The sequence below is a fragment of the Paraburkholderia sp. FT54 genome (assembly GCF_031585635.1).
GTDB lineage: Bacteria > Pseudomonadota > Gammaproteobacteria > Burkholderiales > Burkholderiaceae > Paraburkholderia.
In genome coordinates this window covers 394,217-409,069 of sequence record NZ_CP134198.1, presented here as the reverse complement: position 1 = coordinate 409,069, position 14,853 = coordinate 394,217, and the positions used below count along the sequence as shown (strand labels likewise).

General features: G+C 61.5%; 15 protein-coding genes. 8 read left to right on the top strand and 7 right to left on the bottom strand.

What is annotated here, in order from left to right; translation table 11 throughout:
• Positions 1 to 155 precede the first annotated feature (155 nt).
• The 6 genes from RI103_RS38915 to RI103_RS38890 form a co-directional block, all read right to left on the bottom strand.
• Positions 156 to 1,217 (bottom strand): tyrosine-type recombinase/integrase, encoded by a 1,062-nt coding sequence (locus tag RI103_RS38915; protein ID WP_310819507.1) that lies wholly within the window; start codon positions 1,215 to 1,217, stop codon positions 156 to 158.
• Between the two features lie 522 nt (positions 1,218 to 1,739).
• A complete protein-coding gene (locus tag RI103_RS38910; protein ID WP_310819506.1) occupies positions 1,740 to 2,276 on the bottom strand; it encodes a PH domain-containing protein in 537 nt (178 codons plus the stop codon).
• Positions 2,277 to 2,298: 22 nt separating this feature from the next.
• Positions 2,299 to 5,553 carry an LPD7 domain-containing protein gene (locus RI103_RS38905; protein ID WP_310819787.1) on the bottom strand — a complete coding sequence of 1,085 codons (3,255 nt, stop codon included), beginning with the start codon at positions 5,551 to 5,553 and terminating at the stop codon, positions 2,299 to 2,301.
• Between the two features lie 4 nt (positions 5,554 to 5,557).
• The gene (locus RI103_RS38900; protein WP_310819505.1) at positions 5,558 to 5,785 is read right to left on the bottom strand and encodes a hypothetical protein; all 228 of its coding nucleotides are present in this window, start codon (positions 5,783 to 5,785) and stop codon (positions 5,558 to 5,560) included.
• A gap of 11 nt (positions 5,786 to 5,796) precedes the next feature.
• The gene (locus tag RI103_RS38895) at positions 5,797 to 6,162 is read right to left on the bottom strand and encodes a plasmid mobilization protein (protein WP_097389471.1); all 366 of its coding nucleotides are present in this window, start codon (positions 6,160 to 6,162) and stop codon (positions 5,797 to 5,799) included.
• The gene (locus tag RI103_RS38890) at positions 6,162 to 6,419 is read right to left on the bottom strand and encodes a hypothetical protein (protein WP_310819504.1); all 258 of its coding nucleotides are present in this window, start codon (positions 6,417 to 6,419) and stop codon (positions 6,162 to 6,164) included. The genes RI103_RS38895 and RI103_RS38890 overlap by 1 nt, the downstream gene beginning before the upstream one ends.
• 332 nt (positions 6,420 to 6,751) lie before the next feature.
• Between RI103_RS38890 and RI103_RS38885 the strand changes: the two genes are divergently transcribed.
• On the top strand, positions 6,752 to 7,273 hold the full coding sequence (locus RI103_RS38885; protein WP_310819503.1) for a hypothetical protein: 522 nt from the start codon (positions 6,752 to 6,754) through the stop codon (positions 7,271 to 7,273).
• A 343-nt stretch (positions 7,274 to 7,616) separates the two neighbouring features.
• On the opposite strand, the gene RI103_RS38880 is transcribed toward RI103_RS38885, so the two are convergent.
• Entirely contained in the window at positions 7,617 to 9,674 is a 2,058-nt protein-coding gene (locus tag RI103_RS38880) for a ParB/Srx family N-terminal domain-containing protein (protein WP_310819502.1), read from the bottom strand.
• A gap of 220 nt (positions 9,675 to 9,894) precedes the next feature.
• Here RI103_RS38880 and RI103_RS38875 point away from each other — a divergent pair, with 220 nt between their 5' ends.
• The 7 genes from RI103_RS38875 to RI103_RS38845 all read left to right on the top strand — a co-directional run bounded on the left by RI103_RS38875 (position 9,895) and on the right by RI103_RS38845 (position 14,643).
• Positions 9,895 to 10,308 (top strand): antirestriction protein, encoded by a 414-nt coding sequence (locus tag RI103_RS38875; protein ID WP_310819501.1) that lies wholly within the window; start codon positions 9,895 to 9,897, stop codon positions 10,306 to 10,308.
• Between the two features lie 62 nt (positions 10,309 to 10,370).
• Positions 10,371 to 11,204, top strand: coding sequence for a DUF932 domain-containing protein (locus RI103_RS38870; RefSeq protein WP_310819500.1), 834 nt, complete (start codon positions 10,371 to 10,373; stop codon positions 11,202 to 11,204).
• Between the two features lie 51 nt (positions 11,205 to 11,255).
• The gene (locus RI103_RS38865; RefSeq protein WP_310819499.1) at positions 11,256 to 11,555 is read left to right on the top strand and encodes a hypothetical protein; all 300 of its coding nucleotides are present in this window, start codon (positions 11,256 to 11,258) and stop codon (positions 11,553 to 11,555) included.
• A gap of 47 nt (positions 11,556 to 11,602) precedes the next feature.
• Positions 11,603 to 11,965, top strand: a complete 363-nt coding sequence (locus tag RI103_RS38860) for a single-stranded DNA-binding protein (protein ID WP_310819498.1) — start codon at positions 11,603 to 11,605, stop codon at positions 11,963 to 11,965.
• Positions 11,966 to 12,662: 697 nt separating this feature from the next.
• Positions 12,663 to 13,397: a hypothetical protein gene (locus tag RI103_RS38855; RefSeq protein ID WP_310819497.1), complete on the top strand. Its 735-nt coding sequence runs from the start codon at positions 12,663 to 12,665 to the stop codon at positions 13,395 to 13,397.
• A 35-nt stretch (positions 13,398 to 13,432) separates the two neighbouring features.
• Positions 13,433 to 13,699, top strand: a complete 267-nt coding sequence (locus tag RI103_RS38850; protein ID WP_007731376.1) for a hypothetical protein — start codon at positions 13,433 to 13,435, stop codon at positions 13,697 to 13,699.
• Between the two features lie 410 nt (positions 13,700 to 14,109).
• Positions 14,110 to 14,643: a hypothetical protein gene (locus RI103_RS38845; RefSeq protein ID WP_310819496.1), complete on the top strand. Its 534-nt coding sequence runs from the start codon at positions 14,110 to 14,112 to the stop codon at positions 14,641 to 14,643.
• The last annotated feature ends 210 nt before the right edge of the window (positions 14,644 to 14,853 follow it).

Here is a 14,853-nt window from a genome sequence, read left to right as displayed (position 1 = left end):
GAGAGCTTGCATGTAAGTAGCTCGTGTTCTGCAGCTGTCAGGCTGCTGCTGCGATCATAGTCCGCTATTCGTATTGGCCAGAGCCAGGTACGGGCGCCGGAGGCTGAGGTCAGAGTGCGCGTGGTATGAGATGCCTTCATCATCGTCTCCACTCGTCAGTCAGCACCAGCCAGGGCGTCAACGCGCCACGAATGGATTTGACGCATTGTCTTTGCCAACCGCTCCGCCAGATCCTGTCCGGACAGATGTATGTATTGCCGCGTCGTCTCCAGACTCTGATGGCCAGCAAAGCGGGCGATCTCGTGGAGTTGCCAGCCTGACCGTGCGAGATCTGTCAGGCAAAGATGACGCAGCGTATGGGTGGAGAACGACGGAACGTTGGCACGGAGCGCGATGGAGCGGACAACCTTGGACCACGTCCATAACGTGATCGGCGCTCCCCGGTTGCGGGGTGACTCAGACAGAAATAAGGCTTGCCGATCGCTGGCAACATATCGCCGATGCAGAAGGTAGTCACGTAGCAGTTGCCCCGACGTGTCGGAATACGGCACGACACGCTCCCGTCGGCCCTTGGTTGTCTCTGCGCGGATACGCAGCAACCGGTGCGCTGGATCGAGATCACTGCTTCGAAGCTCGCACAGTTCCTCTCGGCGAAGCGCTGCATCATAGGCAAATGCCAGCATGCACCTGTTTCGCTGCGGTTCGTCGCGGACCACAGCAAGCAGTGACATCCACTGCGCCTCCGTAGGAATCCAGGGTAGCTTATGAAATTTCTGGACGAGGCTTCGCTCACCACGCGCGCCGAAACGGCTGGATAACGTATGTCGGCCGCGGCTCACAGGGTTGTTTCTGACAAGCCCCTCATCGACAAGAAACTCAAAGAACAACCGGACTGCAGTGAGACGCTGCTGCAGTGTTGCGTTCGATAAGAAGCCGCCCGAGTCGATGCGAGTCACACTGGCACCCGATCGACTCGGCTGGGTGCGCAGATCACCGACATACCGTGCTATAGCTTCTTGCGATGTGCAGCGCAGATCAATGGAATGATCCTGCGCAAAGCCAAGGAAGCCTTCCATCGCGTACATGTAAGCCGCGACTGTGTTTCTCGCCAAGCCGAGCGATGTACAACTTTGTATCCAGCGGCGGGCGTAACAGTTCGAAGCGATTAGCGGGAATCGTTCCCAGACCGGTTCGACGAAAGCGTTGCTTGCACCCATAAGTTGCTCCCTGCGAGCAATGCTGCCTCGTCAACTGGTAACGAACCAACAGGCAAAACGACATCGCGTTCGACACGGGTTATGCACCGGGCCGCTCGCCTCTCGCTATTGAAGAAGCGGGCGGCGGCCCCGTGGATAACCCTGCCCTTTCTTGTTTCAAGAGGCACGGAATGCGACGCCGATGGAAAAGCCGCTCCACCGTAGCACGGAATCAATTCCAATTAACTTAAACTATCTACCCCTTCAGTTTTCTCATGCAACCGGCTACGTTCGTAGCGGCTTTTACAGGTTTGATGTCGGCGGATGTAGGCGCGGTCCGTTAGTTGCTTTTACGAATAAAAAAGCAGCGACCTTCGCTGGTCGCTGGCTGGCTCAGATTCGGCTATTCGGAGGGCCATACCGAACCCGAGAGAGGACAACAGTTTGCGCGATCCTCCGCTAATGATCGTACGAATACGCACGACTCATACCCTGTTTTATCGGTATCGCCGGCGCGGGCTGCCGGCGTCAGGAGACGAGCGCTTATACTCGGCCCATGTTGACCTCGCGTATGCCCTTCGCGTCGCGCAACGTGATCGCGGCCAGGTTCAGTTCGCCTCTCAGCTGCTCGGCACCCCGCATCCCGGGAAGACGCCACTGCGGATTGCTTGAGTCGCTGGTCAGCACGAGCACCGTGCCAATAACCAAAGGTCGTTGCCACCAGGGGTGCAACGACGTCACGTCCTGGATGCGGAAGGGTTCGAGGCTGCGCATCCGCCGGCTGAGAATGCCCTGTCTGCGGGTGATGCGGGTCGTGTCGATGACGATTTCGGTGTACGCCGTACGCAGGTACACGACGAGGACGCCCGCCACGATCGCCAGCAGCGCAACGACCGGTGCAAACCAGGGCACTGGCCAGCGCGTCTGCGCACACAGGTAGGCCGCAAAAACAACGATCGCGCCGACGCCGCCCTTAATGTAGATCGGCAGATTCACGATTTGCGACGGCGTGCCGCTGAAGATCAGGCCGGGCGCGACCGCAATCGGGCCGCCGCGATCGATGTGTGCAAGCTCGTTCATTTTCTTCGCGCAGGTTGATGGTTCATCGGTCAATATCCGGCCCGCTGTCCGGTGCATCCGGATCAGCGGGCGGTGCTACATCCAAGTCGGTATTGGACGGATCTTCCGAGGTGGGTGGCGGCGGATTGCGCACAGCATCGCGCAGCTCGTCACGCTCCCATGCCTCGCGCTCACGCTGCGCTGCCCGACGTTCCAGCGCTTCGGAATCGAGCTGCGCAAGCCGGACCTGCCGGATGCTCTCCAGCTCTGGTTGCTCGAACACGATGCGCATGCGCGTGTCGGCCGCCACACGCGCCGCGGCTGCCCGGAAGTCATCAGGTCCGGACAGCGACAGCGTGCTGCCGAACTTCTGCTGCGCGAAACGCAGCGCAATCTCGATCGCCTCGCGCTCGCTATCCCACAGGCGCAACGTGCGGCCCTCGTCGACGAGGAACGCCACACCGTCCTTCCGGTAGTCGACCTCGCCGCTGGCCCGCACCTCGTACGTGATCGCCGGGCCCGCGTAGATGATCTCGTTGCGATCGTGGGCCGCCGGTCGCTTCACCGCATGAGACGGCGCACTGAAAATGACCGCGCGTTCGTCGTCTGCACGTTTCGTCCGCAGGCGGATCTGCTGCATCCGGCGCAACTCACGCAGCGCCCGTTCGTCGCCTTCCTGAGCGCGCTCCTGCAGGAAGTCACGATACTGCTCGGTCAACGGCCGGCTTGCGGCGCCCTTCAGCGCATCCCGCTCTTTCGCGATCTGCACACGCAGCGCGGCCTCTGCCTCAAGGCGCGCGACACGTGCTGCGGACAGCTGCTCGCGGCGCTGCACGCTTGACAGGTCCATGCCCGGGCGTTCAATGAGCGCGCTGCGGGCACTGTAGAACGCAGATTTGACCGCCTTTCGCCGCTTACTCTCATGATCGACCTGCGCATCCCACGCGCGACGTAGCTCGTTCCGGTATGCCGATCGCCATTGCTGAAACTCGCCCCATCGGTCCCGTTCAGGCGTACGCCTCGGTGCATGCTCCGGATTACGTCCTGTCTGTGCGCGATAGGTCTCGCGCAGCAGCTGCGCCGCCTCCTCCCATGACAGGTTCATCTCTTTGGTGAGGAAGTCAGACACATTCAGATTGCGCGAGCCGGCCTGGATTCTGTCACCGCCGTCCGCGCCTTTACCGATCGAATACTTTTCGACGATCAGTCCGTGCGAGTGCGCGAGCGCGGCCAGCAGCCGGCCCGCGTCGAGCGTCGCGCGGATCTCGGTGAACTCCTCCCGCTCCCGGGCCCGTCGTGCCGTGCGAGTCTCGGACAGGTCACGTGCAAACTGGTCGCGAACGGTATCCGCCGCGCGCCCGGTCGACGCGCGCGCACGGGCATTGAAATCGCCCGACGCGCCGTCCGTCGGAAACGGAGCATCGGTTGGCCGGATCTCGAAGGGCAGCGATTCGATCGCATCGAACGATTGCACATCCGCGAGGTTGCGGATCTCCTCACGTGGCCCGAACCCTGCGGGAAGGCGGCCACCGCCAGACGCATCGCTCAGACCAAAAGGCTCGCGTGAGCCGAACGGTCCTCCGGCCCGCATGAACTTCCCGGCGGCGGTGCGCGTGAGACGCGTCCGCCCTGCCTCGTCCGCCTGGTCCCACGCGACAAACATGCGATCTACGATCGCTTTCCATTCAGGCTCGCCGTCGGAACTGTCAATGGCATCGGGTTCGCCCGACCATTGCCGCCGATCCGCGAGCTCGCCGTAGTTGCGGCCCACGTCGAAGCCGCCGTCGGCGCCTTCGCGCCATCGCGGCCGTGGCACCGAAATGTCTAGCTGTTCTCTTCCCGCTCGCTCGCGATCGCCAGACCATCGCAGTGTGTCAATTCGTTCGGCTTGCTGGTTTCCCAGCTCCAGTAATGCATCAGCCGGCAGAAGCACTTGACGTCGCGCGGCGTCGCCATCCACACCGCGGCCGGGCAGGCCATGCACACGGTGGATGGATTGGGACGGCGCGCCGGATCGATCGAAGCGAGCGTCAAGGTCGTGATCCGCTCCGGCTCTCCATCGCCCCGTGATTTCGCGATGCGCGCGTTCGAGCTCGTTCCACCATTGCTGCGACTGCCCTGTCCCTTCCGGTTCCCGCCCGGCGCCGCGCTCTCGCGCCCGCCCTCCTGCTCCGGCGGCTCCCATCCGCTTCCAATCTCGCCAGTGTCCGGATCGATCGTGGCGCTGTTGTGTTCGCTCTCGTGTGCGCTCATTGAGCCCTCCTGTTGCATCGTAGAACCGCTGTTCGCGGTGTTCGAGAATGCGTCGCTGCTCCGCTGGCGACGCGGCCAGATACGTCCTGTAGAAGCTGCTGCCGCTGTTCAGATACTTGATCTCTCGCGCGCGCGTGTCGTGCCACGTCTCGAGCGAATCGAGATAGATCCGCGGCGTATCGCGCGATACGCCTGGCTCGACGTACTGCGCATGCACATTCGACTCGAGCGCCTCACGCTTGGCCGTAGCATCGAGTTCGATGAACTCGCGCGAAAACACGAACTCCTTCAGGTTCACACCCTTCGCGGCCCCGGCCGGTTTGACGTTCTCGTACTCCGACTCCCTGCCTGCATTGCGTGTGCGCGTCTCGCCGTACTCCGTGATCAAGGCCCTGAAGTCGTCATACCGGGTCACATCACGCGTCATCACTGCCTCAAGAATCGAGGCCTTCAGCGCGCTGTTAGCGCCCTCGAACACATCGCCCTTGTACCGGCTGATCATTTCGGACGCGTCCGTGAACTGCACACGCCGGTTGTCCTTTGGGCTCGCGAGTCCGTACTTCGCGTTGATGTGCTCCTGAAAGGCCTCCAGATACCGCTCGTTATGGTCAACCTTCCCGAACGGATCAAGCCGTCGGCCCGTTATCAGATTCATTTCCGGGATCACGACATGCACGTGAACCTTGCGCTCGACAGCCTCGCCCGTCTTGCGGTCCGCATAGCTCTTTATACGCGGCACATGCGCTTCGGCGTAGAAGTTGTATTCGTCCCGACGGTACGCGGCAAACGCAAACGCCTCGAACTCGCGCACGATCTCACCCAGCAGTTCGCGGTCGACCTCGTCTTCCTTGAAAGACAGCGTGACATTCAGGTAGCGTTCGGCGTCCGTGTCGATCGACTGGATGATGTCGTTCGTCAGATCGAGATCCCCGGCGAGGATCACGCGCTCGTCCATCTCGTCGCGCTCCATCTCGCGACCCTGCTTCTGGCCCTTCTCCAGGTATGCCTTGATCCCGTCGTGATAGCCGCGTACGCGTATGAGCATCGTCCTACTCCAGCGTTCCGCGCTCGGTGAGCCAGCGCTCAGCCCCTTCGATGCGCAAAAGCAGCGTGCTGTGTACGATCGACAGCAGCAGATGGCCAGCGGCATCGACGGACGCCCGGGCGCTGTAGCAATCCGGCTGCGTCAGCGTATGCGCACCGTCATGGTCGCGATCGAAGTGCAGCTTCGTCTCCAGCTCGATGACCGCCATGATGGCGGCCTGCTTTTGATCCATTCCCATCGATATCAGTCGACCTTGTTCAGGGTTGCCTTGAGGTACTGCCCGATGAGCTGCAATTGCGTGAGCAGTTGCTCGTAGGTCGCCTCCGAAAGCTTCCCGCGAACGTGCTCCGAGTTCGCGCGGTGGGCAATCTGGTTCAGGTTGTTGCTGGTCTTGTTGAAGATGTACAGCAACCGCTTGCGGTCTCCGCTCGCCACCGGGCGCGCAATCACCTGCGTACGGTTGGTCAGCACCGCCTGCCGGAAAAACTCTGATTGCGTCATCCCGCTTTGCGCCACCTTGGCAAGGTACGCTGCGCGATCCGCATCCGACAGACGGAACGCGATCGGCTTGCCCAGCCCTGCCCCGTCATTGCTCTTCTGCCGTGGCATTACCAGAGCCCCATCGAACGACTACGGTCGATCTCGGCGCCGACCATCGCGAACGGCCTGCCGTCGTCCTCGATCGGATGCGCGCGAAACTCGTATTCCGGCCACCGCAACTCGCACTCGCGCAGCGCGCGCATCGCCTGGTCACCTGTCATTGGCCACGTATAGCCTGCCCACGGCAGATAACGCGGCTCGCTGCCGCGCTCGTCGGCACGCGGCCCCACTACAAGCTGGATCACCCATTCGCTGCTCGGAATCATTGCCAGACCTCCGTATTCATTACGCATACCATGCAGTGCTTAGTGTCAGTAACGGAGTTGCCGACACGCGGACGCGGCAATAGACCGCGGCGGGGTTTCAAAGGGGCCCGCCCCTTTGGCACGAAATATTTTACGGAACGCGTAGCGTGACGTAAACATATTCGACGTGCCTCGCCCCGCTCTCGCCACATATTATTTCCTACGCATATTCTACGACCCTGCTACACCAGTACATCACGCATTGCATGGGACTACTCCCCAATACAACCTTGCCCCTACACGCGGTCGTCATTCATACTACACCCATACTACATTTATTCGCCTTTTTCCCAATGGATCACGAACAACTTGCTTCCGCGCTGCGCCGCCTTGCTAGCACAAGCCCGAAACGCAGCAAGGCTTCCCATCTCAAGGCCCTCCTTCCGGACATCGAGGCGGCGCTCGCTGCTCGCGTTCCCGCCGCTGATATCCTCAATACCTTGCGCGAACAGGGACTCGACATCTCCCTTCGGACGTTTCACGGAACCCTGTACAGGCTTCGAAAGACCGCCTCTACGCCCGGTTCAGAACGCACATCCGGCGCTGCGGCAGCCCACCCCAGCGCCCCGGCCCCGGTGACAGCCTCCCGGGCAACAGCCCCTCTCGAAGCCGACCAGCCTGCGCCTCGCACAACCGATGCACCAGCACCGGCCCAGACTCGCATCAAAACCTTCGAGCAATTGCAGTCTGAGAATCCGCACCTCTCAACCATGCAGTTGAACCGCCTCTACGCCGAACAGTACGGCGAACCTCGCGTGAGCAATGCCGATATTGACGAGCTCAAGAAAAAATATCCTCGGCACGCGAAACCCTGAGCCGCATCGCCCCGCCGCACTGCGCCGGGTCGGGCCGCTCCCCATGCATCCTGCATGGGTCCCCGTGGCCCTCGATACGGGCGCGCGGCGCGCGCGATACCACCCTGGGCTGCACACGCAGTTACATTCTGTTTCGCAAAACACGGCGCCTTCAGGCGTGCTCCCTGGCACAATCGCCCTGCCGCTGCTTCGCCCCAAAAAGAGCGCGGCAGGAGCCTCGGAAAGCCGGTCTTCGTCCCGGCTTCTTTTTTCCTATGCAGTACTCGTAAAGCAAAAAGCCGCCCGGGCTTTCACCCGGACGGCGGCATGTGACAACCCGCACTTACGCGAAGTGCATCACGGCTCAGGCGACTTCGGCTTCCTCCGCATCCCCGTCGTTGCACTCATCCTGCGTGCTATCGGCATCGCTTTCCCCGTCATCCTCCCAATGGCCGTACGTGACGTGTTCCGGCACCTCACGGTTGCGCAGTACTTCCGGCAACCAGCCCGAGTCCGTCATGCGAAGCTCGGCACCAGCAGCGGCATCGCCCTTTTTCATCCCGCGCAGTTCGCCTGCGGCCTGCGGCGAAACCGTCTCGCCGACAACGGTCACGATACGATCTTTCGGGACGTGCTCGAAATACCCTGCACGCGTTGGCTTCCAGTAGCGCGTGAGGTCGAGTTCCAGCGTGTTCGCCACTTCGTTGACCGGGTGCGCCCGGTCAACGGGACTCATGCTGTCTACCGTCGCGGCCACGCAGAATGCAAACAGGTTTGACATCACGTCCACGTCCTGTTGCAGCAGCCACGCGAGCAGTTCATCGGTGCGCTTCGGCAGCATCCGGCTCCACTTCGCCCGCTCGCCTTCAAACGCCTTCCATGCAGCGCTGTCGGCCATGTCGTCGGCGTTCGACACCAGCGCATCGCGCGATGTATGCACGTCGATCCGCACCGCATGGTCGATGTATGACTGTCCGTACACGTCATTGAACACAGCCGGAATCATCCGGTACATCAGCACGGCCAGCGCAACGGTCGGCTGCTGCGCAAGCTCGATCTGTACCGCAGCCGTGCGGTGCGCGGTAAGCCGTTTGCACAGCTTTTCGCCGTGCAGGGGCCGGGCCTTCGCGGGCAGGTCGCGATTTCGCTGCACATGCGTGAAGTGAGCGATACTGCCCGCGTCTGCGTCGTTGATTTCCCGGCACCGCAGGCCGCGCGTGATCTGCACCTTCCCGTCCTCGTCAATGGCGACGAACGCACCGGCCTGCTTCATGTCGTCGGCGGCGAACGTTTCGAAGCGCTCGGCATAGGCGTCAACAGCAGCCGAAGCATCGTCGAGCGCGTTGTCCAGCTTTTCCCAAAGCGCCTCGTCTTCCTCGCCGTCCTGATCGGCGTAATACGCATCAAGCGCGGCCTTGGCCTCGTCGCGCGTGGCAACAAGCTTCGCAAGCTCGGCCTTTTCCGCTTTGGTCGGCTTGCGCGTGGTCGATGCGATCCGGTCGTACTGGAACAGTTCGGCCTGGTCACAGCGGGTCCGCGTTTCCACGAAACACCAGCCCTCAGTGGCCACGGCCTGGGATAGCTCGATCAGGCGGTCAGTTGCCAGGCGATGCAGCAGGTCCGCGTCCGCGATGTATCCGGCGTTCTGGTCGTCGGAAAACAGATCGCGACGGACGTAGCCGCCTGCCGCCTGGTAAGCGTCCAGCCCGACAAACTTCGCGAGCGGATTCTCGCTGCCGTCGAGCTCCGCTTTCGTCAGCGCTACGCGCAGTTCCGCGGGACGACGCAGCCAGGACGTCTGGGCGTCATTCCACACGCGCTCCTGCGTCGGGTGATCGTCGGCCAGCGCAAGCACTTTTGCCTGCTCGTAGTCCAGCTTGTCATCGCGCAGAAGATCCAGCAGCACCGGCGACAGGTTTGCGATCTTGAGCGCACGGCGCACGACCATTTCCGACACCTTGAACAGTGCCGAAACGTGCGCAATGCTCTTGCCTTCCTCGGTCAGCAGCCGGAACGCGCCACATTCGTCCGCGATATGCATGGTCTCGCGTTCGCGGTTTTCAATCAGCGACGCGGCGACGGCTTCGCCCTCGCTGACGATCAGCACCGGCACCTTGAAGTCCTTGGTGATTTTGCCCTGCGAGAGCAGCAGATCGAGCGCGGCGAGACGCCGCTGACCGGCGCAGACCCCCAGCTTCGGCTGCTTCGCGCGCGACTCTTTGACAGGGTGCACGACGAGATTCTGAACCAGTCCATTTCCCACAATCGTCCCGGCCAGCGCCTCGATGCCGGTGGGTGCCTTTTTGCGGACGTTCAGCGGTGAGCGGCACAGCCGTCCGTAAGGGACGTATTCGATCTGCGCTCCGTTGCCGAAGCTGGCTTCGAGAACGGATTCAGTGACACGGATTTCAACGACTTCCATTATGGATGCCTCCGTAAATGGGCCGCAGCGAAGTGCCGGGCCACATGAACATGATAGGTCTAATTGACCTTATATGATGGAATTATACGATTTATATTTTAAATAGACATATGTTTTTAATTGAAAATCAGGATTGCTGAAATCTTGATATAAAGGTCAATATGACCTAATATAAAAGCGTGGCCCGGCATTCCGCTGCGGCCCGTTTCCGGAGATAACCGTGATTGACAATGAAACCAGAATCTCGTCGGCAGTCGTTGTCGATGAGTTGCGTCTGAATTTCCTTCCTCACTACCTGGGCGCGCAATACCTTCGGGGCGAGGCATTGGTGTACGACTGGGCTGCCCGCCTTTCGAGTGCCTACAAGGGCGGATCGTGGGACTTCTTCCAGTTGTCGAACGGCGGCTTCTATATGGCTCCAGCGAACTGCGGACGGGTGCATGTGCGGTGGCACATGAACGGCTACAGCGACACGATGGGCGCTGAAGCGTTCGGCATCGTCGTCACGCTGTTTGCCCTGTGCCATCTGGCGGAAAAGTGCGGCGATGACAGGATCGTTGACCACTACCACGCGCTGCGAGCCTACGCGGCGCAGCACGTAGAGGCCGCCAACATTCTGCGCGCCATCGACTGACGCGGTGACCACTCACGGCCCTAGCCTGTGGGCTGGGGCTGATCCTGATATTGGGGAACAGCATGGATACCACTTACCTGACAAGCCGCTTCGGACGCAACGCAGTTGGCACACGTTCGGATCGCCCGTTGACGAATGACGAGATTGCAGAGGTTGCCCCGTCGATCTTCGCGCTGTCCGCGCACGAAAGTCGCTCGGAACGGTACACCTACATTCCAACCAGCGACGTGCTGGACGGCCTGCGCAAGGAAGGTTTTCAGCCCTTCATGGCCTGTCAGACCCGGGTACGCGCCGACGACAAGCGCGCACACACGAAACATATGGTCCGCCTGCGCCACGCCGACCAGATCACGGGCCGCGAAGCCAACGAAATCATCCTTCTGAACAGCCATGATGGCAGCAGCAGCTACCAGATGCTCGCCGGGATGTTCCGGTTTGTGTGCCAGAACGGTATGGTCTGCGGAGACACCATTGGTGATATCCGCGTGCCTCATAAGGGCGACGTGGTCGGCCAGGTAATCGAGGGAGCGTTCAAGGTGCTCGACAGCTTTGAGGCAGCGACCCATCAGCGCGAGGGGATGACCGGTCTGGCATTGACCAACGGCGAACAGACCGCTTTCGCGCGGGCCGCGCTTGCGCTGCGGTACGACGACGAGAAGCCCGCGCCCATCACTGACCAGCAACTTTTAACACCGCACCGCATGGAGGATCGCGGAGCGGACCTGTGGACGACATTCAATCGCGTGCAGGAAAACATGATCAACGGCGGCCTGCGCGGTCGTAATGCGAATGGGCGGGCAACCACGACCCGCGCCGTGACCGGCATTGACCAGAACATCAGGCTCAACCGCGCCCTCTGGGTGCTTGCCGACGAACTGTGCCGCCTGCGTGGCTGACAGGTGCGCCCGGCCTTCGGGCCGGGCATGACCTCAACTATGGAAACCGACATGGATACCGCTCACATCCGCCCAACGTGGCTGACCGCCCTCCTTCCGCTGCTGGCCGTCTATCAATACGGCGATCGTTCTCTGGTCCGTGCGGAACTGTTCCGCATGGCCTTGTCCGCCGATGCCGCAGCGCGCTCCGCCGAAGCACTCGACCGGATTGCCAACATGCTGGACCGCGACGGGCACCCAATCGACATGCCCCGGGAAGAGTTGCGCGCGATAGCCCGCAACGCTCTCTCCGCGTTTCATCGCGTGCCACCCCGTGCCCCGCAGCCTGCCCTACCCGAGTCGGGATTTTGAACGAACGTTTCCCCTCTGTTTGATTAAAACTATCAGGAGTACAAATCATGAACAAGCTTTTCTTTACCGGCCGTGTTGCCGCCGCCCCAGTGCTTGCGAATCACGGTGATTCGAAGGTGACGAAATTCACCCTGATTTCCAACGAGTACGCCGGTCGCGCCGAAGGCAGCGGTGAAGCGAAAGAGCGTCTGGTGAGAATCCTGTTCACCGCCTTTGGTTCGCGTGGTGAGGCCATCGCCAGAAACGTTCTGAAGGGCGATCAACTGATCGTTGAGGCGAAGCTGTCGAACAACGATTTCACGGACGGTGAAGGCATCGAGCGTTACGGATACAACTTCACGGTCGATAACTTCGACTTCGGCGCGCCGGGCGAACTCAAGCGGGCGCAACTCGCGCGGCGTCAGGAATGATGTATGTCGGCCCCGGTTCATGCCGGGGCTGTTGACCAGTACAGGAGTTGACGCTAAGGCCCTGGGCTGCGGTGGTTCCTTCCGGCTCATGCCTGCTCGAAATAGCCTCAGCGGCACGGGCGTCCCAGCCGTCCGGAAAGGGCACCCCCTTCCTGCCAAACCTTGAGCCCGGATAACCGCAGGCGTCACGCGCGCGCCGGCGCGCCCGGATCGAGGCGCACGGGGACCCGCGCCAGTAGGCGTGGGGAGAGCGCCGTCGCGGCGCAGTAGCGCCGCGACGATCCGGTACAGCGCAAGCGAACCGCAGCCGGGGTCGTCAAGCAGCCGGAGGCTGCGTGTTTCCTCCGCGGCGAAGCCGTGGGGGCTGGATCCTGGATCGGCTTGCGGACCGTCGAGGCCAGCGCTGTCGTACGATCCCGTACACGGACTCAATTAACAGGACCAGAGGTGGAAGAGAGAGCGATTTACGCGGGTGCAGACGGACTGGCACGTCTCGAGGTGCACACGGTTGTGGCCTGGCGCGAACGGACGCGAGGAACTGGCGTTGGGTACAGTCGCGAATGTTTCCGCGGCATGGTTGTCGGGCTTGCGCTGGCCGATGCCGTCGATGCAACAGTGCCGTTCAGCATCGCCGCTTTTATCACCGAACGCGGATACGAGGCCGAAGCCTCCTACTCCGGACAATCAAGGTAACACCATGATCATTCCGCCCCAGCCCAAAACGCACCGGGTTACCAGCGACGTGCCCGAGCACCTCCTCGAGGCGTTCCGGCACACCATCACGGAGTCCTTTCCGAACGCGGGCGGCGGCCAGACGCCAGCGCAGCGCGCAGCGGAGATCCGCGTTGGCGATCGTGACCGCGGCCTCGATTCGCTCCTGCAGCCCGTTGACGTGGCCGAAGGCGACACCGAACAGGCGGAGACCGTCGCCGAATTTCTCGCGGGCCTGTACAACGGCACCCACTACCGTTTCGACCTGACGGCGCTGCGGGCGCTGGACAACGAGTTGTTTGAGCACTGTCTCGCCGCACTGCGACTCGACCGCCGCCCGACTGGTGAAGTGCACGGCTATTTTGCTGGCGGTGAGCAGCGCTGGCAGCAGATAATCACGCGCTGGAATCTGGACAAACGTCCCACGCCGGCGCCGGTTCATGGCGAACGCTATCAGGCTCGCTATGTGACGAATCAGGAAGCACCAGGCTATCGCGAGATGACGCTGGTGGTGGCGATTGACGGGGACCCTGCACGCCAGTTGCCGATCGAACTACACTTTTCAGCTGGCGACTCGGAGTCGTATAGCCGTGATCTTATCGACCTGCATCGCGGGGTGGGGCGACCGCGTGAGTGGCACGAAGAGCCACTCGACATGAAGGCGGGCGAGCTGCGGCCGCAGTGGTTTTCGATTCCGGGCGCACGCCTTATGGGCCAGTAGTTGAGACGAACGTAAGAGTACCAGGGGAAAAGCATATGGCAGTTGATACAACCACGACGATCCGACGCGAATGCTTGCAGCCCGCGATCTATTGGGCCAAGCCGACCGGGGCTGAAATCCAGGAGGTAGTCCGGCTGGCCGGTTTTACCGGACGTAGTGCAGCGGAATTTCTGGACCTCGCTGACAAGAGCGGGCGGCAGATACGTCGTTGGATCAGCGGCGAAAATGAAATCCCCTATTCCGCATGGGCGCTACTCTGTCATGCCGCCGGATTTGGCCACATCTGGGAAACAGAAGAATAGCCTCGATACGCTGATGATTCGCAATCCTGCGGTTCCTGTATCACGCCGGGGTCGCGACTGATCGGGGTGTCCCTCAAGATTCGGACGTTTGCGTACGCGACGCTGGGGCCATCTCAGTATTTCCGAATCTTCAGATGCCCTCTTCCCTGACGGCCTCTCCGAGTGTGTCACGTAACAAAACGAAAAAAGATAAAGCGATGCCATGTCGGATTGCAATCGGCTTTGCGCCGTGAGCGATCCTCTCCGGGGAACGACGCCCGGGCTGGGACCGGACACCTGCAACCATCTGCCCGGATGAATACATGCCGTGCAAGGCAGCTTGTGCACATTTACGTTACGCGTAACGAAATACCACATTTATCGTTATGAATAACGTAAAATAGCTGAAGTCAACCGCACCGGGATGGATCATGCCTTCAGCAGCAAACGACAAGGTAACCGGCACCACGGAAAAGCGTGGCCGTGGCCGGCCACGGAAGCCGGATGCGATGTCAAACGCCGAGCGCCAGGCCGCATGGCGGGCCCGACATGGCGCGCGCAAAAAATCCGTTACTGTAACGAAAAATACCCCTCCGCCTGCCGACGCCCATGACGTCCTGGTGCGGGAGTGCGAGCAGCTGCGCGGTGAACTGGTACAGGCGCGGCGCGAGCTTAAGACTGCGTCACGGGCGAAGCCGTCTACCCAAGCTCCTTCTGACGTGGCGACAGTCCTCGGACGGCTTCCGCGTCAGGAAGACGCCGATTCTGGCGAGCGGCGTCTGCACCTGACGATGACTGGCACCCAGTTTTTCGCGCTGGAGCGGCTGGTCGCGCACTCCGGCCTGTCCCGGCGCGCGGTGATCGAGCGCCTGATCGACTGGGCCGACGACACGTTTTCGAGGTCACTTTACGACGACGAAGCCGCATTTAACCGTTACATCGACCGTAACCGTAACGAAAAATAACCCCCCCCACTGACTGGATCGGCACGAGCCAGTTCAGGAACCTGCAGGACCGGTTCCGTCAGTGGTGGTCCGTGACTGGCTACGTCCCTGAACGCATGATGTCATCGGTCTTGACAACACACAGGCACCTTGAATGGCGGCACCCAGCGAAGCATGGCCGGCGGGTCGGTTGATCACACGCCGTCGTCCGCTTGCCACCGCCACACGAGA